General features: G+C 65.7%; 16 protein-coding genes. 9 read left to right on the top strand and 7 right to left on the bottom strand.

Going from position 1 to position 24053, the window contains the following annotated elements:
- Nucleotides 1-32 precede the first annotated feature (32 nt).
- The 3 genes from A39O_RS0113875 (at nucleotide 33) to A39O_RS33460 (ending at nucleotide 8687) form a co-directional block, all read left to right on the top strand.
- Entirely contained in the window at nucleotides 33-6404 is a 6372-nt protein-coding gene (locus A39O_RS0113875) for a transporter substrate-binding domain-containing protein (RefSeq protein ID WP_169338443.1), read from the top strand.
- Nucleotides 6405-6585: 181 nt separating this feature from the next.
- The gene (locus A39O_RS0113870) at nucleotides 6586-7719 is read left to right on the top strand and encodes an ATP-binding response regulator (RefSeq protein ID WP_020505265.1); all 1134 of its coding nucleotides are present in this window, start codon (nucleotides 6586-6588) and stop codon (nucleotides 7717-7719) included.
- Nucleotides 7720-8018: 299 nt separating this feature from the next.
- Nucleotides 8019-8687 (top strand): response regulator transcription factor, encoded by a 669-nt coding sequence (locus A39O_RS33460; protein ID WP_020505264.1) that lies wholly within the window; start codon nucleotides 8019-8021, stop codon nucleotides 8685-8687.
- A gap of 174 nt (nucleotides 8688-8861) precedes the next feature.
- Here A39O_RS33460 and A39O_RS40790 read toward each other — a convergent pair whose 3' ends face one another.
- A complete protein-coding gene (locus A39O_RS40790; protein ID WP_157640082.1) occupies nucleotides 8862-9041 on the bottom strand; it encodes a hypothetical protein in 180 nt (59 codons plus the stop codon).
- Nucleotides 9042-9349: 308 nt separating this feature from the next.
- Here A39O_RS40790 and A39O_RS0113855 point away from each other — a divergent pair, with 308 nt between their 5' ends.
- Both A39O_RS0113855 and A39O_RS33455 read left to right on the top strand, forming a co-directional pair.
- The gene (locus A39O_RS0113855; RefSeq protein ID WP_020505262.1) at nucleotides 9350-10426 is read left to right on the top strand and encodes an AI-2E family transporter; all 1077 of its coding nucleotides are present in this window, start codon (nucleotides 9350-9352) and stop codon (nucleotides 10424-10426) included.
- Nucleotides 10427-10437: 11 nt separating this feature from the next.
- On the top strand, nucleotides 10438-10920 hold the full coding sequence (locus tag A39O_RS33455; protein WP_020505261.1) for a desulfoferrodoxin family protein: 483 nt from the start codon (nucleotides 10438-10440) through the stop codon (nucleotides 10918-10920).
- Nucleotides 10921-11213: 293 nt separating this feature from the next.
- Here the strand turns inward: A39O_RS33455 and A39O_RS0113845 are convergent, their stop codons facing one another.
- Nucleotides 11214-12011, bottom strand: a complete 798-nt coding sequence (locus A39O_RS0113845; RefSeq protein ID WP_020505260.1) for a UDP-2,3-diacylglucosamine diphosphatase — start codon at nucleotides 12009-12011, stop codon at nucleotides 11214-11216.
- Complete coding sequence (locus A39O_RS0113840) at nucleotides 12008-12505, bottom strand: peptidylprolyl isomerase (RefSeq protein ID WP_020505259.1); 498 nt, start codon at nucleotides 12503-12505, stop codon at nucleotides 12008-12010. The genes A39O_RS0113845 and A39O_RS0113840 overlap by 4 nt, the downstream gene beginning before the upstream one ends.
- A gap of 228 nt (nucleotides 12506-12733) precedes the next feature.
- On the opposite strand from A39O_RS0113840, the gene cysS reads away from it, so the two are divergent.
- Nucleotides 12734-14182: a cysteine--tRNA ligase gene (gene cysS, locus A39O_RS0113835; protein WP_020505258.1), complete on the top strand. Its 1449-nt coding sequence runs from the start codon at nucleotides 12734-12736 to the stop codon at nucleotides 14180-14182.
- A 250-nt stretch (nucleotides 14183-14432) separates the two neighbouring features.
- Here the strand turns inward: cysS and A39O_RS36610 are convergent, their stop codons facing one another.
- The 3 genes from A39O_RS36610 to A39O_RS0113820 are packed head-to-tail and all read right to left on the bottom strand — an operon-like array spanning nucleotide 14433 to nucleotide 19719.
- Complete coding sequence (locus A39O_RS36610) at nucleotides 14433-17198, bottom strand: hybrid sensor histidine kinase/response regulator (RefSeq protein ID WP_051088818.1); 2766 nt, start codon at nucleotides 17196-17198, stop codon at nucleotides 14433-14435.
- 44 nt (nucleotides 17199-17242) lie between these two features.
- Nucleotides 17243-18481: an ABC transporter permease gene (locus A39O_RS33445; RefSeq protein ID WP_083924675.1), complete on the bottom strand. Its 1239-nt coding sequence runs from the start codon at nucleotides 18479-18481 to the stop codon at nucleotides 17243-17245.
- Nucleotides 18482-18492: 11 nt separating this feature from the next.
- Complete coding sequence (locus A39O_RS0113820) at nucleotides 18493-19719, bottom strand: pyridoxal phosphate-dependent aminotransferase (RefSeq protein WP_020505256.1); 1227 nt, start codon at nucleotides 19717-19719, stop codon at nucleotides 18493-18495.
- A 624-nt stretch (nucleotides 19720-20343) separates the two neighbouring features.
- On the opposite strand from A39O_RS0113820, the gene A39O_RS33440 reads away from it, so the two are divergent.
- Nucleotides 20344-20643 carry a Uma2 family endonuclease gene (locus tag A39O_RS33440; RefSeq protein ID WP_083924674.1) on the top strand — a complete coding sequence of 100 codons (300 nt, stop codon included), beginning with the start codon at nucleotides 20344-20346 and terminating at the stop codon, nucleotides 20641-20643.
- Between the two features lie 384 nt (nucleotides 20644-21027).
- Here the strand turns inward: A39O_RS33440 and A39O_RS0113805 are convergent, their stop codons facing one another.
- The gene (locus A39O_RS0113805; RefSeq protein WP_020505253.1) at nucleotides 21028-21336 is read right to left on the bottom strand and encodes a hypothetical protein; all 309 of its coding nucleotides are present in this window, start codon (nucleotides 21334-21336) and stop codon (nucleotides 21028-21030) included.
- 318 nt (nucleotides 21337-21654) lie between these two features.
- Here A39O_RS0113805 and A39O_RS0113800 point away from each other — a divergent pair, with 318 nt between their 5' ends.
- On the top strand, nucleotides 21655-22767 hold the full coding sequence (locus A39O_RS0113800; RefSeq protein WP_020505252.1) for a Fic family protein: 1113 nt from the start codon (nucleotides 21655-21657) through the stop codon (nucleotides 22765-22767).
- 350 nt (nucleotides 22768-23117) lie between these two features.
- Entirely contained in the window at nucleotides 23118-24026 is a 909-nt protein-coding gene (locus A39O_RS0113795) for a DMT family transporter (RefSeq protein ID WP_040527827.1), read from the top strand.
- Nucleotides 24027-24053: the final 27 nt, after the last annotated feature.

Here is a 24053-nt window from a genome sequence, read left to right as displayed (position 1 = left end):
TGGTCGCGGCCGTGGTTGGTCTTTGCTGGTGGGTGACCGGTTCGGCCGCGCCGCCGGCGGGCGAGACCGGCGGGGTCGCGGACGTGGCGGGTGCGCCCTTGACCCCGATCTCGGTGCAGCTCCAGTGGCGTCATCAATGGCAGTTCGCCGGTTTCTACGCGGCCCTGGAGCAGGGGTACTATCGGGAGGCAGGGCTCGCGGTGGAATTGCGCGAGTACGCCGAGGGCATCGACATCATCGACGCGGTTGTCACCGGACGCGCCGACTTCGGCACTTACTACAGCACGGTCATCGCCGAACGGATGCGCGGGCGGCCGATCCGCTTGCTTGCCTCCTATCTCAAGCGCTCACCGCTGGTGCTGCTGGTGCGGCCGGGTCTCTATTCCCCGGCCGACCTGAAGGGGCTGCGGGTCATGGCCAATCCGAAGGAACTCGGCAGCGCCAACATCCGGCAAATGCTCAAACTCGGTGGCCTGACCGAAAGCGATCTCCACGTGGTTCCCCACAGCTTTTCGGTGGAGCCCTTCGTGCGCGGCGAGGTGGACGCCATGACGGCCTTCACCACCAACGAGCCCTTCTATCTGCATCAACGCGGCGTGCCTTTCAATGTCATCGACCCGAGTGACTACGGGATCGCGCTCTATGATCTGAATCTGTTCGCCGCCGCGGACTATGCGGCGGCCCATCCCGAGCGGATGCGCGCCTTTGTGGCGGCAACCAACCGGGGGTGGGAGTACGCCCTGGCTCATCCGGAAGCGCTGGTGGAGCTGATTCTGGCGCGTTACAACACGCAGGGTAAGGAGCGCGATCACCTGCGCTTCGAGGCGAATCAGACCCACTCCGCCATTCTGCCCGAGGTCTACCCGATCGGGTCGATCGATCCGATCCAACTGAACCGGATTCAAGACCTCTTCGTGGCGACCGGGCTGGCCGCACAGGCACTGCCCAGTGCGGAGCTGGTGTTCGATCCGGAGACTGTCGGGTCGCCGCCGCTCCCTGATGTCCCCTTGGCGCTGACCGACGCGGAGCGCGCCGCCATCGCCGCCCATCCGCGGCTGCGGGTCGTCTTTGCCGAGATCGCGCCCTACGCATTGACGCGCGACGGCCGCCCCACCGGCTATACGGTGGAGCTGCTGGCGCGCATGGCGCAATTGGCCGGACTGGAACTGGACTGGCAGGACCAGGGCCTCGGGCAGTCCTATCGGGACTTGCGGGAGGGCCGCGCTGACCTGACCATCAACAGTCCGGTGACCATGGAGCGAGAACGCTTCCTGAGTTTCAGCGCCCGCCGTTACCCGGTCCCGTTCACGATTTTCGCGCGCACCGACTGCACCGATTGTGCCGACCTCGACGCCTTGCGCGGCAAGACCCTGGCCACTCCCGCCGAGTCGGGTCCGATGCAGTGGCTGGCCCGGAGTCACCCGGAGATTCAGCATCTCGTCGTGGCCGGTTACCGCGAGGCCTTGGAGGCCGTCGCCGCGGGGCGCGCGGATGCCGCGATCCTGGAGCGGCAAAACGGTCGTTATCTGCTCGCGGAGCACCTGATCGGAGGCGTCGAAGCCAAGGGGGCGACGGATCTCGACGACGGCACGACGCCGCGGCAGGCAGCCCTGTTCGCGATGCGTCGCGATCTGGAACCGCTGGTCGGGGTCCTGGACAAGGCGCGCGACGCCTTGGGGACCGGCGAGCTTCAGTCGATCTGGGACCGTTGGTTTCACGATACGACAGTGACTACGGTGCCGCGGCCGTCCCAGCCGCCGACGCTGACTCAGCCGGAGCGGGAGTTCCTGGCCGCTCACTCAGGGCTCCGGGTTGTGTACACGGATGCGCCGCCGGCCTCGACCCGGCGGGACGGCCGCCACACCGGCTATACCGTGGAGTTGATCGAACGGGCCGCGGCAGTCTTGGGTCTGACGGTGGAGCTGCGCCAAACGTCCCTGGTCGAGGCCTTTGCCGCGGTCAAGCAGGGGCGGGCGGATGTCGTCCTCAATGCCGCGCAGACGCGCGACCGGGCGGCTGATTTTCGCTTCGGGCAACGCACGATGCGGGTCGCGGAATACATCACCAACGTGGTCGAACGCGGTCCAGCCAATTTCGGTCAGTCGGGCTGGACCACGGTCAGTCATTTTGCCGTGGAGCGGCACCAGGAGGTGCTCGCCGCCCTGCTCGACAAGACGATCGACGGATTGGACCCCGGTGAGCTGCAGCGCTTGCATGCGCGCTGGTTCGGCGAGGGCGATCCTGCCGTTGCGCTCCGTGCCCAGGTGCACCTGACCGACGCCGAGCGTGTCGACATCGCCGCGCGGCCCGACCTGGTGTTGGGTGTCGACGAGGATTGGTCGCCGCTGATCAGCCGGAACCCGGACGGCAGTTTCTCGGGGATCGACGCCGACACGGCGGCGCTGATCGATCGGGTCATCGGGACCCGCATCCGTTTCGAGCTCGGCCCCTGGGCGCAGCAGGTGAGCCGGGCGCAGCAGGGGCTCATCGATGGGCTGTCCGCCTCGGCCGTCCATCCCGAACGGGCGCGCCATTTTCTGTTCACCGTGCCCTATACCGAACTCGGGCGGCGGGTCTTCGTCAGGATCGGCAACCCCCTGGGGCTGCGTGGGCTGGAAGACCTGACGAATCGGCGGGTCGCCTATCTGCGCGGCAATCTGAGCGATGAGAAATCCCTGACCGCGGTCGCCGGGGTCCGTGCGGTGCCGGTGGACTCCGCGCTGGCGGGAGCCAACCAAGTGCTGGCGGGAGACGTCGAGGCCCTGCTTGCCGATGACTCCTTTGGCCACTGGTTGGCGGAGCGCCGCATCGAGAACATCGAAACCGCCTTCGTCCTGCCCGCGCCGCTGCCGCTGGTGTTCTCGATTCGCAAGGACCGTCCACTGCTGGTCAGCGCCATCGACAAGGTGTTGATCGCGCTGTCGCGCGAGCAGCGCCAGGCGATTCGCAGCCGCTATCTGGCCGCCCCCGGCGCGGCCGCCGCACCCCGCACGCCGGTGCTGAGCGCGGCGGAGCAAGCGTATCTGGACGACAAGGGCGGGGTGCTGACCTATTGTTTCAGCCCCGTTTGGACCCCGTACGACTACCTGGAGAACGGTGAACACCGGGGGATCTTTCGGGATTATCTGGATTTGTTCGCCCGCAAGCTAGGAATCGCGCTGCAGCCGCTGCCCTCGGGGACCTGGTCCGAGGCCCTGGAGTTTGCCCGCACGCGCCGCTGCGATCTGATTTCCGGGGCGGTGCCGACCGCCGAGCGGGAAGATTACCTGGCCTTTACCTCGCCTTATGTCCAGCTCACGCACGTCCTGCTGGCGCGTGATGAGGCGCCCTTCGTCGCCGGAATCGAGAGCCTCGCCGACCAACCGATCGCGGTGCCCAGGGGGGCGGCAGTCGCCGCCAGTTTGCAGGCGCGCTATCCGCAACAGCCGTTCATTCCGATCGACAGTGTCGCGCAGTTCGAGGACGCCATCATCAGTGGGCGGGCCTATGCGGCGGTCGCCACCCTGGAGCATGCGGCGGACTTGGTCGAGCAGGGGCTGGGGCGTTTTCGGATCATCGCCAAGCTCGATGATCCCTATCCGATCGCGGTGGCGGTTCGCAATGATCAGCCGGAATTGCTCTCCATCATGCAGAAGGTGGTTGCGGCCACCACCCCCGCCGAGCGCGACCGGATCACGCGGCGGCGGACCACCTTCCGGATCGAGCAAGGGCTGGACCTGACCCGGCTGTGGCAGTTCCTGGGGCTCTTTGCCGTGGTGGGTTCCTTACTCGGCTGGCGTCACTGGGAGTTGACCCGGCTCAACCGCCATCTGCGGCGGGCCAAGGAGGCCGCGGAGGTGGCCAACCGCGCCAAGGGCGACTTCCTGGCCAACATGAGCCATGAGATCCGCACCCCCCTGAACGCGGTGCTGAACCTGGCCGCCCTGGGGGTGCGCACCCAGGAGCCGACGCGGCTGCGCGACTATCTGGCCGAGATCGAGCGTGCTGGTCGCTCGCTGCTGGCGGTGGTCAATGAAATTCTGGATTTCTCCCGACTGGAGGGCAGTGCCGATACCCCGCGCGATGCGCCCTTTCAACTCCGGGAACTGGTCGACGCGGTCCTGTCGATCGGCGCGCCCTTGGCGGCTGAGAAGGGGTTGGCGCTGGAGTGCGTCGTCGATCCGGACCTGGACGGCACCTGGTCGGGCGACGCCCACAAGATCGAGCGGGTGTTGATCAACCTGATCGCCAACGCGGTCAAGTTCACCGACCAGGGCCGCGTCACGCTGCGGGTCGCCGCGGACCGCGCCGCGACCGATGGCGAGCGTGTCGTGTTCACCGTCGAGGATACCGGAATCGGGATTGCCGCGGACCAGTTGCCAACCGTGTTTACGCCCTTCAACCAGGGCGATAACTCACTCGCCCGGCGTCACGGCGGTACCGGGCTGGGGCTCGCCATTGTCAAGCAGTTGACCGGCCTGATGAACGGGGAGGTCGGTGTCGACAGCCGCCCGGGCGCGGGGGCGCGCTTTACGGTGGTGATCCCGTTGCGGCGTCCGGCTGCCGAGGTCCGGGGTCCGGCATCCACGGGGGCCGCGACCGGCGGGGAGCAGTCGCCCGGTGTGCCGCCCGTGACCGCCGTGTGCGGGGGAGTGCCGGTGGCCGCGGTTCCGGCCCGGCCGGTGCTGGTGGTCGAGGATAATCTGGTCAACCAACGGATCGTGGTGGAGTTCCTGAGCCAACTCGGCATCGCGGCGGAGCCGGTGGCCGATGGCGAGACCGCCCTGGACCGACTGCGGCAGGCACCCACGGGCTACGCGCTGGTGCTGATGGATATTCAGATGCCCGGCATGGACGGCTATGAGACGACCCGGCGGCTGCGCGCCGACCCGCGCCTGCGCGAGCTGCCGGTGATCGCCATCACGGCCCATGTGCTGGCCAGCGACCAACAGCGCTGTCAGGCGGCGGGGATGAACGACCATATCTCGAAACCCTTCGATCAGGCGGTCTTTGCCGCCACTCTGGCACGGTGGATGACGCTGCCGACGGTACCGGTCACGCGCCCGGCGGCGGCCGGTCCGGCAGCCGGATCGCGGGATGCTGCTGGAGCGACGGCGCCGCAGGAACGGCCATGGATCGATGCCGCGGCCGGGGTCAGGCGGGTGGGCGGCGACCCCGATCTTTATTTGAGTTTGCTTGATGACTTTCTGTCGAGCTACGGCCCGCGCTTGGCGACGCTGGTGCCGGAGGCGGCGCAGTCGGGTGGGGATAGCGTGGCCCGGCTCGCCCATATGCTGCGCGGCACGGCCCCGGTGCTGGGCGCCGAGCCCGTTGCCGCACTCGCGGCCGCGGCTGCCGCGCGGTGCCAACCGGGGCCGTCCGCGGCCGCCGCGTATATCGCCGAACTGCGTGCCGCACTCGCCCGGACGCTGGACGCGGCGCGGACCATCAAGGCCGCAGGCTTGGCGGGTCTGGGGCAGCCGCTTCCCGCGCCGACACCGGCGGCGCCCCGCCGGTCGGAGACCAGCGCGGGGGGCGCGCTGGTGCTGATCGTCGACGACGATCCGCTGGCGGCCGGGCTCCTGTTGCAGTTGCTGGGCGAGGAGTACCGGGTGGCGACCGCCGACACGGGTGATGCGGCACTCGCGCTGGCGCGGGGACAGCCGCGTCCGGATCTGATTCTGCTGGATGTGATGATGGCGGGGATGGACGGCTATCAGGTGTGCCGGGCGCTCAAGGCCGACCCGGGCACGCGCGACATCCCGGTGATCTTCGTGAGCGGGCGCGGCGGCGCCGAGAACGAAAGTCAGGGTTTGGATCTGGGTGCCGTGGACTATGTGCACAAACCGTTCGATGCGCAGGTAGTGCGGGCACGGGTGCGCAACCACTTGGCCGCCAAGCGACAGGGTGACTCGCTGGCGCGCCTGTCGGAGTTGGATGCCCTCACCGGGTTGGCCAATCGGCGCCGGCTCGATGCCTACCTGGCGGAACAATGGCAATGGGCCATCAGCAACGGCGCCTGGTTGGGTCTGTTGATGATGGATGTGGATCACTTCAAGGCGTACAACGATTGCTATGGGCACGGGGCCGGCGATCAGTGTCTGTGCCAGGTGGCGACCGCGCTGCGCCGGACCCATCGGCGCGAGGAGGGCTTGGTCGCACGCTATGGGGGTGAGGAGTTTGTGCGGGTGATGCCGGGCGCCGACCTGGCCGCCGCGCGCGCTGCCGCCGCACGCAACCTGGATGCCGTACGCGCGGCGGCGATCCCCCATCAGGCCGCGCCCGGTCGGTCCATCGTCACCCTGAGTATCGGCGTTTGGGCCTGTCAGCCCCGGCCCGACGACCGGCTCGGCGACTTTCTGGCGCAGGCCGACCGGCGACTCTATCAGGCCAAGTCCGAGGGACGTGACCGCTTCGTGATCTGAACCAGCGAACATTGATGCAGCGCGGAACGCGCTGTGTCTCCTATAGACGTATCTTTTTTTTGCGCTTGTAGTCTAAAGGCGGACAGAGATCAGGGACATCTTCCGCTATTTTCGAAAGGATGGAGACGAAGACTCGCTCAATCTGAGCCAGATTGCCGCTCGATCAGGAGATTGATCCGCCGTGAACCGTGATTTAGCGCGCTCCAGGCTGCTGGTGGTGGATGATGATCCGCTGCTCGTCCGCCTGGTCTGTCATCAACTGGCGGATGCCGGGATGCAGCCCTGCGGTGTCGGGTCGGGCCGTGAGGCGCGCGCCCGGCTGGCGGTCGAGCGCTTTGAGCTGATCTTGCTCGACGTGCAATTGCCCGATGAGAACGGGTATGAACTCTGTCGCGATCTGAAGTCACAGCCGGGCTACGGCGATCTGCCGGTTATTTTCATGACTGCCCACGGGACAGAGTCCGAAGTGCTGCGGGGTTTTGATGCCGGCGGTGTCGATTTTGTGGTCAAGCCCTTCGATGCCCGCGTCCTGCTCGCCCGCGTCAGTACCCATGCCACGCTGGCGCGCCTGTCGCGGCGCCTGCACGAGGACTTGGACGCCCGGACCGAGAGTTTGCACCTCGCCCATCGACGGATGCGCGAGATGGACGCCGCGCTCTGCCTGGCGGAGGAGCGGGAACGACGGTGTCTGGCGGATCAACTGCACGACAGCACCATCCAGCAGCTGGTGCTCGCGCGGATTCTGCTTGATCCCGCGCCCGGCACGGTGCCGGGTGACGCCTCGCCGCGCACGGAGCGCTTGCGGGAACTGCTCGACCTGTCGTTGTCCCAGTTGCGCACCCTGGTGTTCGAACTCAGCCCTCCGGTCCTGTATCAGGGCGGGTTGTTCGCGGCCGTGCAGTGGCTTGGGGGCGAATTGAGCGGACGCTGGTCAGTTCGCTTTGACTGTCGGCAGGAGGGCGAGTTGTCGGTGCTTCCTGATGACCTCAAAGTCACGCTGTTTCAGGCGGCGCGTGAACTCATGACCAACGTCTGCAAGCACGCCCAGGCCACCCGCGCCGAGGTCAGGATCAGTGGGGCGCCGGGCACCGCTCACTTGACCGTGCGCGATGACGGCATCGGCATCGATCAGGCGCGACTGGCTGGTCAGGCCGCGGGGCGCAGGGGCGGCGGGTTCGGGCTCTTCAGCCTGCGGTCCCGGATCGAATTGATCGGTGGCCGTTTGATCTTGCAGGCATCGCCAGGCGGCGGCACCGCGGTCAGCCTGTGGGTCCCGGTCAATCAATTGGCCGATGCGGCGCCGCGGCCGTGCTGACAATCGTTGTCGTTGTCGTGATCGAAAAAGCGATGCCATCAGTCTGTAGGGTCCGCTGCGCGGACCGCCGACCGTGCAGATCGCGAGGCAGCCAGGTTTATGACCAAAGTCTGTAGGGTCCGCTGCGCGGACCGCCGACCGTGCAGATCGCGAGGCAGCCAGGTTTATGACCAAAGCCCGCGGGAGTCACTCTCGATTACGACAACGATTACGACAACGACAACGACAACGAGCGGGACGCCAAAGGCGTTCCCTGATGAACTTGTAAGAACAAACCTGATGAAAAAAGGCCGGTTGTGATGACGATACGCGTTCTGCTGGCGGATGATCATACGATGGTGCGCGATGCCTTGGCCGGCATGTTGCGTGCCGAGGAGGATATCGAGTTTGTCGGCGTCGCGTCGAATGGTCTCGAGGCCGTCACCCAGACGCAGTTGTTGCGGCCGGACGTGGTCGTCCTGGACGTGAGCATGCCCGAGATGAATGGAATCGAGGCGGCCGCCTGTATCCGCAAGGCCGTCCCATCGTGCCGCGTGCTCGCGTTGTCGGCCCTGGGTGATGCCTGCTTCGTGAACCAGATGGTGGAGGCGGGCGCCAAAGGCTACCTGGTCAAGAGCGAGTCGGTGAACTCGCTGATCCAGGCGGTACGACATGTCCATGCGGGTGGAATGTGGTTACCCGACAACCCGCCGCTGCCGCTGCGCGCTAACCGCACGCTGCTGTCGCGGCGGGAGCGGGAGGTGCTGGGTCTGATCGCCGTCGGACGTCGTGCCAGTCAGATCGCGGACGATCTGGGCGTGGCCGTCAAGACCGTCGACACCTACCGTCGGCGGATGATGCACAAACTGGGTCTCCAGTCGCAGACCGAGTTGGTACGTTATGCGGTTGCCCTGGGGGAGACGCGGGTCCTTCCCCTAGTCGACGCGCAGCGCGCGGCAACTGCGGCAATCAAGAAAAAGCCATCATAACGGATCGCTATGATGGCTGATGCGCCTCGCGGATTTTTCTAGCGTGCGCCTTCGGCTTCGGCAGTACCCTAGCTGCTTGCCGGCCATCGCGTGCGCGCGGTTGGCCTCCTGCCTTGTTTGTTGCGACCGCGGCTTCGGCCGGGTCGGGCTCTTGGCGATCGGAGCCTGGCTATCTCAGTTCATCGCTGTGCGGGTGCGGACATCCAAGAACTCGGCTTGGATCATTCGCTCGACCTGGGTCGTCGCGTTGGCCGCAACTGAAGGTCCAAAGGCGAGACGGGCGTCGGGGTCCAGGGCGTACCAGGTGGAAGAGACGACGCTGAAGCTGATCCAGAGAATGATTTTCGGGCTCATGGCTTAACCCCTGTGATGGTGGTGCCGGTGGTTGCTTGACGACAATACTGCATCACGCGTGCCAGTCTTTTAATAACTGTAAAACAGCATGTTAGCTTGATGCCTCCGGGCGGTTGACAGGTGTCGTCCGAGCGTGCAGCCGATTTTGCGAATCGGTCTGCGTGGGCTTTGCTCCGGTGTTGCAGATTGCGATGAAGGCTGCGATCCGGTCGCGCTCCGGGGATGATGTTCCGACCCCGCTGGCAGTTATCCGGCGCTCGGGGTAGCATCCGGCGTCACCAGCCACCAACGCGACCCGCGGTGTCCCCATGAACGAAGTGACCCAAGCCGACCGCCATTTCATGGACCGGGCCATTGAGACCTTCATCCGCATCGCGCTGCTCGCGATCCTGGCGGCCTGGTGCTTCGATATCGTGCGGCCCTTCATCGTCCCGGGCCTGTGGGGCGCGATCATCGCCATCGGCCTCTATCCGGCCTATCAACTGCTGGTCAATGCCTTGGGCGGCCGCTCGGTGCTGGCCGCAACCCTGATGTCGGTGCTGACGCTCGCCGTGCTGCTGGTCCCGGTGGTACTGCTCAGCGACTCCGTGGTCGGGGGTGCCGAGGAGTTGTTGCACGGGTTCGAGGACGGTTCGCTGGATGTTCCCCCGCCGCCCGCCTGGGTCAGCGGTGTCCCCCTGGTGGGGGCTTACGCCCACGGCTTGTGGGATGACGCATCCACCAATATGGAAGACGCCCTGCGCCAGATCACCCCTCAGATCAAGGTGGCGCTACGCTGGCTGGGCGGACTGGCGGCCGGGGCGGGCATCGGCATCCTCCAGTTTGTCTTCGCCATCGCAATCGCGGGGGTGCTGCTCGCTCATGAGGAGGGCGCCCGGCGGGCGGCACGGACCGTCGCCAACCGCCTGGCCGGCGCGCGCGGGGTCGAATTCGCCGGGCTGGCGGCGGCGACCGTGCGCAGTGTCACCCGCGGTATTTTGGGCGTCGCCCTGATTCAGTCGATTCTGGTCGGGCTCGGATGGCTTGCGGCCGGGGTTCCCGCGGCCGGTCTGTGGGCGCTGCTGGCGCTATTGATGAGCACGATCCAGGTCGGAATCTTTCCCATCGCGCTGCCGATCCTGATCTACGTGTTCACCACGGCCGACACGACGACCTTCATCGCCCTGCTGGTGTGGACACTCCTCGTCGGCAGCATCGACAACATCCTGAAGCCCATTTTGCTTGGCCGCGGGGTGGAGGTGCCGATGACGGTGATCTTCGTCGGCGCCATCGGCGGATTCCTGAGCTCCGGCATTATCGGACTGTTCGTCGGTTCAGTGGTGCTGGTGCTGGGCTACAAGGTCTTTAGCGCCTGGCTCGATGAGGGGCCGGCCGTGGTCGCCTGAGGAGTGAGCCGATGAAGCGGCGAGCCTGGTTGGCCTGGTGCGCGGCGGGCATGGTGATCAGTGCGGTCCGCCCGGTGCATGCGCAATCGGTCGTAATGATCAGCGGCCCGCTGGCGGGCAGCGTCTATTTCACGCGCGATGCGCCGGGGATATGGGCGAGTGAGGTGGACCGGCACCTGCCGGAGATCAAGACCGAGTCCGCGCCCGGACTGACGACGGCGGTTACCATCCGCACCCCGCACCCGATGGACGGCTACCGGCACTACATTCTCAAGCACAAACTGCTGGATGCGCGCTTTCGGCTGCTGAGTCAGAAGACCTTCAATCCGGAACGTGATCATCCGGTCTCCCACCACGTGCTGCCCGCCGGCTACAGCGGTCCGATCTACGCGGTGAGCATCTGCAATCTGCACGACATCTGGATCGAAGGGGTCGTTATCGATGGGAGCGCTGGAGCCTGGGAGCCGGATCATGGAGCGAAGTCAGCCCGTTAGGGAACGCCTTTGGTGGCTTGGTCGTTCGTTGTCGTTGTCGTTGTCGTTGTCGCAATCGAGTTGATGATACCCGCGAGGACGCTCTCGCACCGCGTCGTTTCGCGGTCCTTGCGCTGCAAATATCGCAACGATGCGTTGGTCCCGTGCGTGGCGATCGAAGCCTCTTAAATCCTTGACGGCCTTGTACGCCCAGGCGATGCAGGGAATCGCAACCCGATCGATCGTGGGCTGTACATCCCTAAATCGAACCGCGTCTCCGATTACGACAACGACAACGACAACGACGACAAACGCTAGTCGCCGACTCCTGTTTGGGGGAGCACCGCCTCGCGCTTCCAAATCCCGCCGCGATGGACCAGCACCTCGCCGCGGCTGGGGTGCCAGTCGGCGAGTACGGTGCGGCGCGCCGGCTGACCGTTGACGGTCAGTTCATGGTCGGCCGGGCGATGGGTGTGTCCGTGAATCAGGTGGGTCGCACGATAGCGGCTCAGGTAGGCCTGCACGGCAGCGGGGTTGGCGTCCATGATCGCCGCGGTCTTGGCGGCCATGGCCGCCGCACTGCGGCGCCGCGAGTCGTTCGCCACGGCCCGCCGCTTGTTCAGGCTGCGCCAGAGAAACAGGCGCTGCACCAGGGGATTGCGGACCCGCCGGCGAAACCGCAAGTAGTCGATGTCATCAGTGCACAGCAGATCGCCGTGCATCAACAGAATTCTGGCCCCGTCGAGCTCGATCAGTGCCGGATCGCCCAGCAGGGAGCAGCCGGTGTCGCGGCAGAAGGCGCGGCCGATCAGGAAGTCCCGATTGCCGTGCAGCAGGGCACAGGCGGTCCCACCGCTGGTCAGTCGACGCAGCGCCGCGCGGATCTCAGGCAACGGCGGGGTATCGTCATCATCGCCGATCCAGGCGTCGAACAGGTCGCCCAGCAGGTAGAGCCGCGCGGCCCGTGGTGCGCGGCCGGCCAGGAAACGCAGGAACAGGCGGATGGTCTCCGGGCGTTCCGGCGCCAGATGCAGGTCCGCGATGAACAGCGTCTCGGCACCCTCCGGCAGCGTATCCCGTGTTCGCGGCGGCCGACCCGCGGCGCTGCTCATGACGGCGCGTCGATGACCTCGGCGCGCGTGATCGCGACGTCTTCCGCGGGCACGTCCTGATGGCCATGTCGACTGCCGGTCTTGACACCTTTGATCGCGTTGACCACATCCATGCCGTCGACCACCCGGCCAAACACGCAGTAGCCCCAACCGTCCTGACCCGGATAGTCCAGAAAGGCGTTGTCCGCGACATTGATGAAGAACTGGGAACTGGCCGAATGGGGGTCCATGGTGCGGGCCATGGCGATGGTGCCGATCAGATTCCTGAGCCCGTTGTTGGCCTCGTTCCGGATCGGGGGACGGGTCGGCTTCGGCGTGAAGTCCGCCTGCACGCCGCCGCCTTGGATCATGAACCCGTCGATCACCCGATGGAACAGGGTGCCGTCGTACTGTCCGTCGCGGACATAACGTTCGAAGTTGGCGCAGGTGGCGGGGGCCTTCGCGGCATCCAGTTCGATCAGGATGTCACCGTGGCTGGTCGTCAGTTTGATCATGCGGTCTCCAATAGCGCCCCGAGGGCGGTGTATGTTGGCGCGGCAGCGACAGCGGCCGCGATCTTGCACCGCATGTTAAGTGCTTTGGTCGGGGCGGAAAAGCCCGATCGTCACGCATCCCCCGTCGGCGGCGGCAGCGGATTCTCCCGGATCGGACCGATCCGGCTTTGTTACCATGTGGCGCAAACCACCGCCCATCCTTGATCGGCTTTGTCGGATACTTCTGAAATGCTTGAGATTTACAATAGCCTGACGCGTGCGAAAGCCCCTTTCATCCCGCTCGATCCCGGTCGGGTGGGCATGTACGTGTGCGGCATGACGGTGTATGACCTCTGCCATCTGGGCCATGCCCGGGTCATGGTGGTCTTCGATGTGGTCTACCGCTACCTGCGCGCCCTGGGTTATCCGGTCACCTATGTCCGCAACATCACGGATATCGACGACAAGATCATCCGTCGCGCCGAGGAACGGGGTGAGCCCTTTGGAGCGCTCACGGCGCGCTTCATCACGGCGATGCACGAGGATGCGGCGGCCCTGGGCTGCCTGTCGCCGGATGCGGAGCCCCGCGCCACCGAGCACATCCCCGAGATCCTGGATATGATTGCGACGCTGCTCGAGCGCGGACTCGCGTACACCGCGACCAATGGGGATGTGTACTTCGCGGTCGGCGCCTTTCCCGGCTACGGCCGTCTGTCCGGCAAGGATCCCGCCGATCTGCGGGCCGGGGCGCGGGTGGAAGTCGAAGAGGCGAAACGCGACCCGCTCGACTTCGCCCTGTGGAAGGCGGCCAAGCCCGGCGAGCCCGCCTGGGACGCGCCCTGGGGCGCGGGACGCCCCGGCTGGCACATCGAGTGCTCGGCCATGTCGACCTGCTGCCTGGGCAATCACTTCGATATCCACGGCGGCGGGGCCGATCTCCAGTTTCCCCATCATGAAAACGAGATCGCCCAGTCCGAGGGGGCGACCGGCGAGCCCTTCGTCGAGGTGTGGATGCACAACGGCTTCGTGCGGGTGAACGAGGAGAAGATGTCCAAGTCGCTGGGCAACTTCTTTACCGTGCGTGAGATCCTGGCGCGCTATCGGCCGGAAGAGGTGCGCTATTTCATTCTCACCAGCCACTACCGCAGCCCGCTCAACTATGACGAGGAGCACCTGACCAACGCCCGGGCGGCCCTGACCCGCTTCTACACCGCCCTGCGCGGCCTGCCGTCCGCCGCGCCGGCGGGCGCTGAGGCTTTCCGGGCTCGCTTCAGCGCCGCCATGGACGACGACTTCAATACCCCGGTGGCTCTGGCCGTGCTCTTCGATCTGGTGCGGGAGATCAATCGGGTGCGACCCCAGGATGAAGCCGCGGCCGCGGGTCTGGGAGCGGAACTGCGTTCAATGGGAGCGGTGCTGGGGTTGGTTCAGGGGGATGCCGATGCCTACTTGAAGGGCAGGCCGATGACGCAATCCATCGAGGCCACCAGCATCGATTCCATCAGCACTAGGTCCCCACCGATTGGGACCGGCACTCTCGAGATTGCGGACGAGGTGATCAACCGCCGTATTGAAGAGCGCCTAGCTGCCCGCCAGTCCAGGAACTGGGCTGAGGCCGACCGCATCCGCGATGAACTGGCCGCCGCCGGTATCGTGCTGGAAGACGGCCCGGCTGGGACCACCTGGCGACGGGCCTGAAGGTCACACACTTCTGCGACACCAATCCATTCGGGAACGCCTTTGCCGAGAAAGCAGATGCTCTCACCGAGAAAGAAGATGCTCTCACCAAGACACGAAGACACGAAGAAGAAAAGAGAGATAAGAAGCCATGAAAGGCTTCTCTATCTTTGTGTCTTTGTGTCTTTGTGAGAGGATTTCTTCTCTTTCTTCCGTGTCTCAGTGAAAAACCCTTGATCGGGCTCCCAGGCTCCAGCGACGATCAACGGGCTCACGCCGACTCCCCGCGTGTTCCGGATAAGCGATCGATCAATCCCTGCAAGTCGGCGAGGCCGACGGGTTTGACGAGATGGAGATCAAAGCCGGCAGCCGCGGTGGCTTGGTGGTGCCGGTCCTGACCCCAGCCGCTCAGGGCCACGATGACCACGCCGGCGCCGGCCGGCTCGGCGCGCAGGCGCCGACAGGTGTCATAGCCGTTCAAGCGCGGCATGCCAAGGTCCATCAGCACCAATTCGGGTTTGAACAGCGCCGCGATCTCAAGCGCTTCCATGCCATCCCTGGCGGTCCGCACCTCATGCCCGAGGATGTCGAGCAACAGCGTCAGGCTGTCCGCGACATCGACATCGTCATCCGCGACCAGAATCCGACGGTGCACCGGGCGCGTTGCCGGTTCGCTCCGACTGGGCGCCGCCGCCGGGGTCGGCGCGCTGACGCGCGGCAAACGGACGATGAACTCGGCGCCTGTACCTTCACCCGCGCTCTGCGCGGCGATGGTGCCCCCATGCAGGGCGAGGAGTTGCCTGACGATATTCAGTCCGATACCGAGTCCGCCGGGGCACCGTTCCCGCGACCGGTTGACCTGGGCGAACATGTCGAAGACCCGATCGAGCATCGCCGTCGGGATGCCGATGCCCGCGTCTTTGACCCGGAGCACGATGGTGTCGCCCTCCTGCGCAACACTGAGATCGATGCGTCCGCCGGGCTCGGAGTACTTGGCGGAATTGTTGAGCAGATTCGAAACCACCTGAGCCAACCGGATCAAGTCGCCCTTCACGCCCAGGGGCTCCGCGGGGAGGTGCAGGAACAGATCGTGCCGGCGTGCCGCGATCAGCGGCCGGCTGGTTTCTACCGCCCGCTGGACGATGTCCGCGACGGCGAGCAATTCCTGATGGAGTTCGATCTTGCCGCTGCTGATCCGGGCGATGTCGAGCAGATCGTCGACCAGCCGGGTCAGGTGTTGCACCTGGCGCTCGATCAGCTCGCGACACCAGGCGACCGCGGCGCCATCGTCGGCCGATCGTGCGAGGATGTCGGTCGCGCTGCGAATCGGGGCGAGCGGATTGCGCAGTTCATGCGCCAGGACGGCGAGGAACTCATCCTTGCGGCGGTCGACATCGCGCAGCGCCTCATCGATCCGCTTGCGCTCGGTAATGTCCTGGGAGGTGCCGAAGCCGCCCAGCAGTTTTCCCCCATCGCTGAACTCCAGCTCCGCTTTTTCGTGGATCCATTTGACCTGCCCATCCACGCTGGCCCGATGTTCGATGTCGTAGGGCTCCCCTTGAATCGCCGCCAGCCACGCTTGATTGACAGCCGCCTGATCATCGGGATGGATGGCGCTCAGAAAGGTTTCATAGGTCATCGGCGTGCCGACTGGAATGCCGAAGATGCGATGGGTTTCCTCCGACCAGGTGAGTACATTACGTTGGACATCCAGCCGCCAACTCCCGATCTTGCCCACGGCTTGCGCCCGTTGCAGGTCGTCCTGGCTGATGCGCAGTGCGGCCTCGACGGTTTTTTGTCTGGTGATGTCGAGCGCCATCACCAGGATGCGCAGCACCCGACCCGAGGCGTCCTTCAGCGGCACTTTGTCGGTGCGGATCCAGCGTTGCTCGCCGGACGGCAGGCGATAGGGTTCTTCGATCCCGAGGCGCGGTGCGCCGGTCTGAATGACAGTGAGGTCGTCCTGATAGTAGCGATCGGCCTCCGCCGGATAGAGCTCGGCGCAATTACGGCCTTCGATCTGCGCCTTCGGCAGGCCGAGTGAATCGGCAACCGCTTGATTGGCGCGCAGAATGCGATTCGTCGTATCCTTGTACCAAACCAGCGCCGGCAGCGAATCCAGAATGAGTTCCTGCTCCTGCTGCATTTGCCGCAGGGCCTCCTCGGTCTTCAGTCGCTCCGAGAGATCGCGGCAAATGGTCGTAATGAACTCGATATCGCCGGTCTCATCGCCGCGGTGCACCATGACGAGTTGCGATACCGGAACCTCGATCCCATCGTAGCGTTTCAGCGCGGTATCGCCGAGCCATTGGCCGTGTCGCTTGGCCGCGGCCAGGCCTTCGGTGATGATCCGTTGGTAAGCCCAGCTCGGGAAGCAGTCTGCGATACGCATCTGCCCCAGATCGTCCAGCGCATCGATTCCCAGGAGGGCACGCCCGGCTTGGTTGATATAGTCGATCCGACCGGTCAGGGTGCCGCTCGCAATCAGGTCGGTGCTGGCCTCGATGATGGCGGCCAGCCGCCAATTCGGCGCCTCGGTGCGCTTGTGCCGTTTGCGGGGTTGCGCATCCAACTCGGTGGGCTCTTGGGCAACGCGTTCCGAGCGTTCACGATCGAGTCGCTGATTCTCGCGTTCAGCCCATTGTTGCTCGGTGATGTCGCACAGGGTGCCGGCGCTGCGCACCGGTGCTCCGGCGGCATCGCGTTCGATGACGCGGCCGCGGCCGCGCAGCCAACGCCATTCGCCGTCCTGATGCTGGATGCGGAAGTGCGCCTCGACCACCGGGAGGTCACCCGCCACCGCGGCATCCATCCAGTGCCGCAGTTTAGGCCGATCGTGCGGATGGACCAACGCAAACCAGCCGTCACCGGGACGCTCCGCTTGGCATCGACCGAGCATCGCGGCCACCCGCGTGCACCAGCGCGGCTGGTCGTCGCGATGGTGATACTCCCACAGTCCAGTGGCGCCGGCCTCCAGCATCTGCAGGACAGACTGCGGATCACACTGCAACAGGTCCAATGCGGGTTCTTGAGACATGTGCGTCATTCTGCGGCTCGGATCAGGTGTGAATTAGCGTCGGATCAAGACTCGCGCAGCGCCGCGGTGACGGCCAGCGTTGCGGCCCGCAGCGCCGGGAAGAGCCCGCCGATGAAGCCGATGCCCAGCGCCCATAGCAGCCCGTGGAACATGAGTGCCGGGGTGACCTGAAATTGAAATACGATTTGACTGAAGTTCGACCCGAGGGTGGAGACCGCATAGCCGTTGAACATGGCCCAGGCGATACCCGCACCCAAGACCCCGCCGGCCAGGGCCAGCGCCATGGTTTCCAGCATCACCGCAACCACCACCGGGACCGCCGTGAACCCCAGGGCACGCAATGTCGCAATCTCGCGCGCCCGCGCGGCGACGGCCGCATACATGGTGTTGAGTGCGCCGAAGACGGCACCCAGCGCCATGATGACCGCCACCCCGGTGCCGATGCCGCGGATGATCCGGGTGAGGCGTTCCGACTGTTTGCTGTAGTAGGCGCGCGTGGTCTCCACGTCGACCCGCAACCGCGGGTCGGCGGCCAGTGCCGCGCGCAGCTTCTCAATGGCCGCCGGTGTCGTCAAGCGCGCCGTGACCGACTGAAACCCATTGCGTCGATAGGCCGCCATCAGCGATTCGGCATCGCCCCACACCTCCGACTCATGGGTGTCGCCCGACGCGAAGACGCCGACGATCCACCAGTCCTGACTGTTCAGCCGCAGTCGGCTGCCGATGCCCAGTCCGTTGAACTGACGCAGGGCGCCCGCGCCGACGATCAATTCGCGTCGACCGGGGGTGAAGCGCCGGCCGCTCGCGATTCGGACCTGCGGGCGCAGTGCCCAGACGTCCGGACCGACACCGCGAATCTCGAGATTCGCATCGGTCCCGGTGGCGCGCTTGGCGACATTGGCCACCACGACGATCTCGGCCGAGGCGATGGGCACATCGCGGGCATCGCGGGCGATTCCCGGCGCCTGCATGATGAGCGTGACCGCCGGCCGATCGAGTGCCGAGGACAACTCGGCATTGGCCCCGGCCCGCAGCACCATGACGGTATCGTCGCGCCCGGCCGCCTCCAGCGTGGCCGCGAACCCCGCCGCCATCGCCTGCAAGGCGACCAGCACACCCACCACCCCGGCGATGCCCACCACCACCACCGAGGTGGCACCCAGCCGCTCGGGGACCGTGGTGAGGCCGATCCAGGTGATCGCGAGTGACTGACGCCCGCTCCGGGTCAGGAGCAGCCAGCCGGGCAGCAGGATGCCGAGTGCGGCCAGCAATGGCACATTCATTCAGCGGCCGCTCAGCCGCCGTGCCGCTTGCGGTAGCCGTCGAGGAAGCGGGCGATCCGCTCCATGGCGTCGCCCAAGTCGTCGGTGTTGGGCAGGAAGACGACACGCAGATGGTCCGGATGGGGCCAGTTGAAACCACTGCCCTGCACCACCAGCACCTTCTCTTCCAGCAGCAGATCCAGAATGAAGTGCTGGTCATTGACGATGGGATAGACCTTGGGGTCCAGCCGCGGGAACAGATACAGCGCCGCCTGCGGCTTGTGGCAGGTGACGCCGGGGATGGAGGTCAGAATGTCGTGGGCGAGATCGCGCTGTTTGCACAGCCGCCCACTGGGGGCGACCAGATCGTCGATGCTCTGATAACCGCCCAGCGCCGTCTGGATGGCGTACTGGGCCGGGACATTGGCGCACAATCGCATCGAGGCGAGGATATCCAGCCCCTCGATATAGTCGCGGGCGTGGCGTTTCTCACCGGACACCACCACCCAGCCGGCGCGGTAGCCGCAGGCGCGGTAGTTCTTCGACAAGCCGTTGAAGGTCAGGAACAGCACATCTTCCGCCAGCGAGGCGATGGAGGTATGGGCGGCGCCGTCGTAGAGCACCTTGTCGTAGATCTCGTCGGCGTAGATGATCAACTGGTGGGTGCGGGCGATCTCGACGATTTCGCGCAGCAGTTCCACCGGGTACAGGGCACCGGTCGGATTGTTGGGGTTGATGACGACGATGGCACGGGTGGCCGGGGTGATCTTGGCGCGGATGTCGTTGAGATCCGGCAGCCAGCCCGCCCCCTCGTCACAGATGTAGTGACAGGGCGTGCCGCCGGCCAGGGAGACGGCGGCAGTCCACAGCGGATAGTCCGGCGCCGGCACCAGCACCTCGTCGTCACTGTCGAGCAGTGCCCCCATGGTCATCACGATCAGTTCGGAGACCCCGTTGCCGATATAGATATCGCCCACCTGGACGCCGGGGATCTGCTTTTCCTGGGTGTACTGCATGATCGCCTTGCGGGCGGCGAACAGCCCCTTGGACTCGATATAGCCGGCGGCGTTGGGCAGATTGTGGATCACGTCGCGCACGATCTCGTCCGGCGCCTCGAACCCGAACACGGCGGGATTGCCGATGTTGAGTTTGATGATGCGGTGGCCCTCTTCCTCCATCTGGTAGGCGCGGGCCATCACCGGCCCGCGGATGTCGTAGCAGACATTGGCCAGTTTGGTGGATTTCAGGACGGGCTGCATGGCGGGTACTTCCGGTTGGTGGGGGTGCGGGACGCGGTCCGATGAACCGAATGCGCCGGGATGGCGCGGCCGGAACGCGGATCGGGGCCGTTCTTGGCAAGCCGGTCAAGGTACTAGATCCCGCCGGGGGCTGGCAAATCCCGCGGCAACTACAGCAATTCCAAATTTGGGTGGCCGCCGCCAACAGCGTGTCGGCAGCGAGGCCGATGGTGGATGCGCTGCGCTTATCCACCCTACGAAACCNGCTCCGTTGTAGGGTGGATAAGGCGCGCCGCTCGGTGTCGGGGACCCGGCACGGCGGTCGCGCGCGCCGCATCCACCAGAGGTCGCGTGGTGCCGCCCAAATTTGGAATTGCTGCGGCAACTACCGGCGCTGCGACAGCCTGGAGCGCGTAGGATGGGCAGAGCGAGAGCGATGCCCATCCGGCCACCGCAACGCTTGAGGATGGGCAGCGCCCTCGCTTTGGCCTCGTGACACCGCTCCCGCGGTGTCACGCAGGTCTCGGGCGCTCTGCGCCCCGGAACCCGCTAGGGGTCTTCCCTGTCAACCCGCGGCCGTAGGTAAACGATGGATGCCTTCAAACCGCAGACCCTCGCGGACCTGCTCGTCTTTCCGGAGGCGTCATCGACCTGCCGCCGGACTGGGTCTGCGAGATCGTTTCCCCTGGCCATGAGCACAAGGACACCCACCATCTGCCGCTGCTGCTGAAGCGCCACCGGGTGCCGTATTACTGGCTGATCTGGCCCGAGGCGCGCACCCTGGCGGCCCATGCGCTGCGGGACGGCGAGTGGCGCGTCGTCATGACGCTGACAGCGGCGGATCAGGCGGTCGGTCGGGGACGGGCGCGCATCCCGTCCTTCGATGCCATCGAACTGGACCTGGCCGATCTGCTGGGGACCGCCGGACAAGACCTGCGGCCGTAGCGGATCGGCAGCCCATTGATGCCTTTCTAGCCATCGGTGGTAATAACCGGACGTAGGGGCGGGTTTCAAACCCGCCCCTACACCAAGGGTCTGGCCGGATATCAGGTAGGAAAGCTATAGCACCATTTTTTTCGTTGTCGTTGTCCTGATTTTCTCAGCGTTTCGGATGCGCTTGCATCCCACGGCATCACCGCCCGCTAAAGCGTCGGCCTCCGGTCGAGTCGCCTCGGTTACCGGAGGTCGGTCCGGGGCGGGATGAAGTTCTTCGGAAATCGCCTTATCCGACAACGACAACGACAACGACAACGATCTTGTCTCGTATGTCACTTGTTCTTGACGCGTGGCTTACGTGGATCAGACCGGCGTCATCCGCGTGCCCGGCGCTCAGGGGATATAGCCCGGCGCGTTCGGTCCCATATTCTGCTCGTCCTCCAGCGCGGCGTCGCGCAGGTCGACCGAGACCTCGGGCACGCCGCCCTCGTTGGTGGTCCCATCACTGAAATCCTGGACGTCCTGGCCGATGCCCGCATCGGCATCGCGCTGCGGGGCCGTGTCGATGACCCCGCGGACGTCCACATTGATGCCGTCGGTGATGACTTCCTCCTCGGCGGCGGCGGTGAGGCCGAGCGCCAGCAGCAGGGCGCCGATGGTCGCGCGGGTCAGATTCTTGGTCGTTGCAGTCTTGGGGCGCACGGGGTACCTCGTGGGTTGAACAGCGCAGGGGTAGGGGAACTGTAGCCCCAAATCAGGATGTGTCACACCCGACACGCTAGTCTAGACCGGATCGACGCGACCGGAGGTCGACGCTTGAGCGGGCGGCGCCGCGTCCGGCTGAAGCCTCGGCCTCCGGTCAGTTGGGCAGGTACCACGATCGTCCGCGACCACATCCCGTTGGACCGCACCCCCTCGCACCCGTTGCGCATTGCGCCGCCGGGTGGCGAGGGTTACTCTGTTTGCTTATCGCTCAACAAGCGCCCTCAATATGAGCGATAGCCGCTCCCTCTATGCCTCATGGTCTGGAACTGGCAACAACCCGACTGGCCCGCATTCGCCTACGACAGCCTGCGGCTCGCGCCGCTGGAGTCGCGCCTGCTGCACGAATCCGGATTCCTGTTCGGGGCCTTCGCCCATCTGAGCGACGCCGAACAACGGGCGCTGACGGTCGAGCTGATCGGCGACGAGGCGCTGATGACCGCCCGGATCGAGGGCGAGTTTCTGGACCGCGACAGCCTCCAGTCCTCGCTGCTGCGTGAGTTCGGACTGGCCGAAGACGGGCACCGCATCACCCCGGCCGAGGCGGGAATGGCGGAGTTGATGGTCGATCTGTATCGGCACTTTCAGACCCCCTTGTCGCACGCGCGGCTCTGGGCCTGGCACAGCATGCTGATGGCGGGGCGGCGGGATCTGCGCGAGGTCGGCGGTTATCGCACCCTGGAAGAGCCGATGCAGGTGGTTTCGGGCGCCGTTTACGCGCCGCGGGTCCATTTCGAGGCCCCGCCCGCCGGGCGGGTGCCCGCGGAGATGGAGCGCTTTCTCGGCTGGTTGGCGCGTAGCGCCCCGACCGGCGACCGCCCGCTGCCGACTCTGACCCGCGCGGGCATCGCCCATCTGTATTGCGTTACGATCCACCCCTTCGAGGACGGCAACGGCCGGATGGCGCGTGCCATTGCGGAACAGGTTCTGGCGCAGGGGCTCGGGCAACCCACGCTGATCGCTCTGTCGCACACCATCGAACGGCACAAGAAGGCGTACTACAGCGCGCTGGAGCGGGCGAACAAGACCAATCGCATCGACGATTGGCTTGACTATTTCGCCCATACCGTGCTGGATGCACTCGACTCCAGCCGCGCGCGGGTGGTCTTTCTCATCGGCAAGGCCAAGCTCTACGACCGCCTGCGGGGACAATTGAACGCGCGCCAGGACAAGGCGCTGGCACGCCTGTTCCGCGCCGGACCGGATGGCTTCGTCGGGGGCTTGAGCGCCGAGAACTATCGCGCGATCACCGGCAGTGCGCGAGCCACCGCGACCCGCGATCTTCAGGATCTGGTCGCCAAGGGGGCGCTTGTTCGCAGCGGGGAGCGTAAGCATACCCGCTATGCCTTGAATCTCTTGCCGGGTCAGTGACCCAAGAAAGCGTTGTTCTCTCACAAAGGCACAAAGATCACAAAGATCTTCAACGCGAGGGGGGTGATCAAAAGCGCTGGGGCCAGGCCTTTCGGTAGGATCAACCGCGCTGCCGCGTTGACAGCGCCCGCCCGCCCTGCGAAACTCGGGTCATGATCACGCACGCTTCCAATCTCAGCCTGCACCGCCGCCGCGCTCCGCGCGTGTGGCGCTGCTGCCGTGGCCTGTGGTCCGTGCGACGATGAACCGCTGATTCGCTTCATCCGCTCTCGGGCAAGGCCGCGGACCCGCCGGGTTTCGCGGCTTTTTTATTGGCGCGCGCCAGCGGTCCGGCCGTCGGAGGCCCTCTCATGCCGATTCCTGTTGCTTATCTTTCCATCATTCTCATCTGGTCCACCACGCCGCTGGCTATCCAGTGGAGCGCACTGGGTGCGGGTTTCGCCTTCGCGGTGACGGCCCGCATGGCGATCGGCCTCGCCCTGGCGATCCTGATTCTGCTCCTGTGGCGTTTGGGCTTTCCGAGGCACCGGGAGGCACTGGCGACCTATGCGGCCGGCGGGCTCGGTTTGTTTGGAGCCATGACGCTGACTTATTGGGGTGCTCAATATGTGCATTCGGGTCTGGTGGCGCTCGTGTTCGGTACGGTGCCGCTGGTGACTAGCCTGATGGCCGCGCTGTGGCTCAACGAGCGGGCGCTGACCGCGCCCCGGCTGGCCGGGATGCTGATCGGGCTGGCAGGGCTCGCGGTGGTCTTCAGTACTGCGGACGGATTGGGCAGCGACCGGGCCTGGCTCGGGTTGCTCGCGCTCCTGCTGGCGGTGCTGTGCTATTCGGCCGGGTTGGTGTGGGTCAAGCGCATCGGCGACGACAGCCCGCCGCTCGCCATCACCGTCGGGACCATGACGGTGGCCCTGCCGCTGTTCCTGCTGGTGTGGCTGGTGACGGACGGCGGCTGGCCGGATCAGTTGTCGGGCCGTGCCGCCGCGGCCATCCTCTATTTGGGGGTCTGCGGATCGGTGCTGGGCTTCGCCCTCTATTTTTATGTGATCCAGCACCTGGACACCGGACCGGTGTCGCTGATCAGTCTGATCAATCCGGTGATCGCCCTGATGCTGGGCAGCCTCGTCAACGGCGAGGTGTTGCCCGGCCGGGTCTGGGCCGGTGCCGCGGCCGTCATCCTGGGATTGGCCATCTATCAGTGGGAGACCCTGGCGGGGTTGCCGCGGGCTTGGTTTCCGGCGGCGAAGTCGTCCAACTGAAGCGGGAGGTGAGGGGGCCTTGACCGT

Origin of the sequence: Lamprocystis purpurea DSM 4197 (assembly GCF_000379525.1) — a bacterium.
Taxonomy (GTDB): Bacteria; Pseudomonadota; Gammaproteobacteria; order Chromatiales; family Chromatiaceae; genus Thiodictyon; species Thiodictyon purpureum.
This window is presented reverse-complemented; position numbering and strand designations above follow the sequence as displayed.

Coding starts and splice junctions, on each gene's coding strand:
- A39O_RS36610 (WP_051088818.1), bottom strand. CDS start 17,198: ATGTCTCAAGAACCCGCATTGGACCTGTTGCAGTGTGATCCGCAGTCT.
- A39O_RS33455 (WP_020505261.1), top strand. CDS start 10,438: ATGAAGCGGCGAGCCTGGTTGGCCTGGTGCGCGGCGGGCATGGTGATC.
- A39O_RS0113840 (WP_020505259.1), bottom strand. CDS start 12,505: ATGATCAAACTGACGACCAGCCACGGTGACATCCTGATCGAACTGGAT.
- A39O_RS0113800 (WP_020505252.1), top strand. CDS start 21,655: ATGGTCTGGAACTGGCAACAACCCGACTGGCCCGCATTCGCCTACGAC.
- A39O_RS0113795 (WP_040527827.1), top strand. CDS start 23,118: ATGCCGATTCCTGTTGCTTATCTTTCCATCATTCTCATCTGGTCCACC.
- cysS (WP_020505258.1), top strand. CDS start 12,734: ATGCTTGAGATTTACAATAGCCTGACGCGTGCGAAAGCCCCTTTCATC.
- A39O_RS0113855 (WP_020505262.1), top strand. CDS start 9,350: ATGAACGAAGTGACCCAAGCCGACCGCCATTTCATGGACCGGGCCATT.
- A39O_RS33460 (WP_020505264.1), top strand. CDS start 8,019: ATGACGATACGCGTTCTGCTGGCGGATGATCATACGATGGTGCGCGAT.
- A39O_RS0113820 (WP_020505256.1), bottom strand. CDS start 19,719: ATGCAGCCCGTCCTGAAATCCACCAAACTGGCCAATGTCTGCTACGAC.
- A39O_RS0113845 (WP_020505260.1), bottom strand. CDS start 12,011: ATGAGCAGCGCCGCGGGTCGGCCGCCGCGAACACGGGATACGCTGCCG.
- A39O_RS40790 (WP_157640082.1), bottom strand. CDS start 9,041: ATGAGCCCGAAAATCATTCTCTGGATCAGCTTCAGCGTCGTCTCTTCC.
- A39O_RS33445 (WP_083924675.1), bottom strand. CDS start 18,481: ATGAATGTGCCATTGCTGGCCGCACTCGGCATCCTGCTGCCCGGCTGG.